The sequence below is a fragment of the Blautia sp. MSK.18.38 genome (assembly GCF_024460535.1).
GTDB lineage: Bacteria > Bacillota > Clostridia > Lachnospirales > Lachnospiraceae > Blautia_A > Blautia_A fusiformis.
In genome coordinates this window covers 1-2,622 of record NZ_JANFYP010000064.1, presented here as the reverse complement: position 1 = coordinate 2,622, position 2,622 = coordinate 1, and the positions used below count along the sequence as shown (strand labels likewise).

2 protein-coding genes and 1 pseudogene are annotated in these 2,622 nt (G+C 30.8%); all 3 read right to left on the bottom strand.

Annotated elements, in window-relative coordinates:
* Positions 1–94 precede the first annotated feature (94 nt).
* Positions 95–1,417, bottom strand: a complete 1,323-nt coding sequence (locus NE638_RS17645; RefSeq protein WP_055156874.1) for a HAMP domain-containing sensor histidine kinase — start codon at positions 1,415–1,417, stop codon at positions 95–97.
* Entirely contained in the window at positions 1,405–2,079 is a 675-nt protein-coding gene (locus NE638_RS17640; RefSeq protein WP_044944580.1) for a response regulator transcription factor, read from the bottom strand. The genes NE638_RS17645 and NE638_RS17640 overlap by 13 nt, the downstream gene beginning before the upstream one ends.
* Before the next feature lie 464 nt (positions 2,080–2,543).
* Positions 2,544–2,622: pseudogene (locus NE638_RS17635) on the bottom strand (DUF6061 family protein); the annotation flags it as partial.

Genomic DNA, 2,622 nt, shown 5'->3' with positions numbered 1-2,622 from the left:
AAGAAAAATATCTATTTTTTGTCTTTTAGGTATTGACTATAACTAGCTGGTCTTTCTTTTAAATTTATAATAGCAATAAAATGTCTATTTTCAATCAACTTTCATTGCAATTTATTTTCACTGTAACACATGCTCCCCCTGCTTTATTATTAGCAATTTGGATATTTCCGCCATGTCTTTCACTTAAAATCTTACTAATATTCAGCCCTAACCCCAAATGTTCAGTAGCTATATCTTTCGATGATTTATAAAATGGTAATGTCGCCTTTTCAATATCAATATTTTTAAACCCGCAACCATCGTCTGAAACAGATATAACTAAATTATCATTCTCTATTACTACGCTAATAGCAATATCACTTTTTGCGTATCTAATACTATTAGAGAGTAAGTTTTCATAAATCTGCATGACTGTATCTAAATTGATAAACAAGGTTATATTATTACCGCTTGTAGTAATTGAAAAATGTTTGTCATAACAAAGTGCTTCTGCTGTGTTATTAAAATTATCAATAAGTGAATGAAATGTAATCTGTTGTCGTGGAATATCAATATCCTCTAACCTGTATAAGTTCGTCATAGCATTTACATATTTTTCAAGACGTGAAATATTTTTTGACATTACTGATATTTCATCTAATATTTCTTGTTGTGATACTAAGCCTTTGGGAATAAAGGAAAGCAGCATAGTAGCATGACCCTTTAGTAAAGTCAAAGGAGTGCGTAAGTCATGCGAAAAAGCAGCATTTAGACGGCGCTGTTCAGCAAATTGTCGAAACATAGTTTCATTATTTTTCGACAAACAGTCTTTCATTTTTTCAAAGGCATGACAAAGTTTCCCCATTTCATCATTTAATGGATATGATAACGTAAAATCTAAGTCATTTGCTTCAATTTTATGATACGCATTAGTTAATAGCTTAATAGGTTTCGATAATTTTTTTTTATAAAAAAATGTTACACAACATATCATACTAATAGATAATACGATAGGAATAATTGCAATATTTAATGAACCTAAAGCACTGTCAATAAGCCTATCCCGGTTTGTAAAATTAGGTAAAACTTCGATATATGAAACATGGTTCGGATAGACATATTCGTGTACTGGGCGTTCTTTTTGATAATCAACATTGAACTTGCATATCTCGTTTCCTTTCGTGTCAAATATTGTGTATTTTGTTTGGTCATTACTATAAGTGGCGGTAAATGAGCCATTTTCCGGTATATCATACCTCGTTGACAGATTTTCATACTTATAGTTTAAATTTATTCTGTATCTGTCAACCATTGAAATTAAAAGTATACAAATAATTATTCCAATCAACAACGAAAACAAAGCATAAAGAACAAAGGTCATTCTAATACTCATGCTATTTAACCGATTGAACAATCTGCTTCTCTTTAATTTTTCCATCTATATCCGCACCCCCAAACAGTTTCAATGTAAGGTCTATCGCCTAAAGATAAAAATTTTGCCCTAATACGTCTGATATGTTCTGTAACAACTGTATTATCACCAATGCCGTCTAATCCCCAAACTTTTTCATAAATAGTTTCCCGGTCAAAAACAATTCCTTTGTTTTGCGAAAGGAAAGATATTATATCAAATTCCTTTTTGGTAAAAGCCATATCCTTATTATGATAAAACACAATACGTGAGGAATAATCTATAACCATATCTTCATCAAATTGCACCTTTGAAGATATATTGTGTCTTTTTTCTCTGCGAAGATGTGCTGCAATGCGAGCTTCTAATTCATCAACAGAAAATGGTTTTATTACATAGTCGTCTGCGCCAATAGAAAATCCTTTTATTTTATCACTATCTTCAATGCGTGCTGTTAAAAAAATTATAGGGCATGAAACATAATCCCGTATCCTTTCGCAAACAGTAAATCCATCTATATCTGGCATATTGACATCTAACAAAATAATGTCAGGTTTTTTTTCTACTTCTTTTAATGCAGCATTTCCTGCTGTTGCAGTATATACCGTATATCCAAGTTTGCTGAAATAGCAATACAGCATTGATACAATTTCTTTTTCATCGTCTACAATTAAAATACTCTGCGCCATAAATATGCCTCCATTGTGAATATCTGATTTAAGATTATCAAACAAAAATCTATTTCTAATCAATTTCTTTAATTTTCGATGTCATTAGTTATTATATATGGCAATATGAGTTGTAGCAACCTTACTCTACATGTTTTATGCTCTATTACTATCCACACTATGATGTGTGTAATCATATCCCGAAAGCCATACCAAACAAAGCAGTCTATGGCAGATTTAGAAATAAGTCCTATGATTATTGAAAAATAAGAAAATATAAAAATTAGAGTGAAGTAATTATATTACAAAAATGAAAAACGGGAGATACACAGATATTGTGCTATCTCCCATATTGTTTTTAGTGTCATATCAAGGCTCATTTATTAGTGGTAAAATTAGCGTTTTTCTATATTTCTCAAAATGCTTGAAAGTAAAGTGTTCATATGGATAATCGAAAATCAGATATAAACTTTTGTTTAAATTGCCTATAATTCAAGTGAATCTTCTGCATCCACCCACATCTGTAAATTGCCATCAAGATATAATCTTGCATATTCCAAAGGC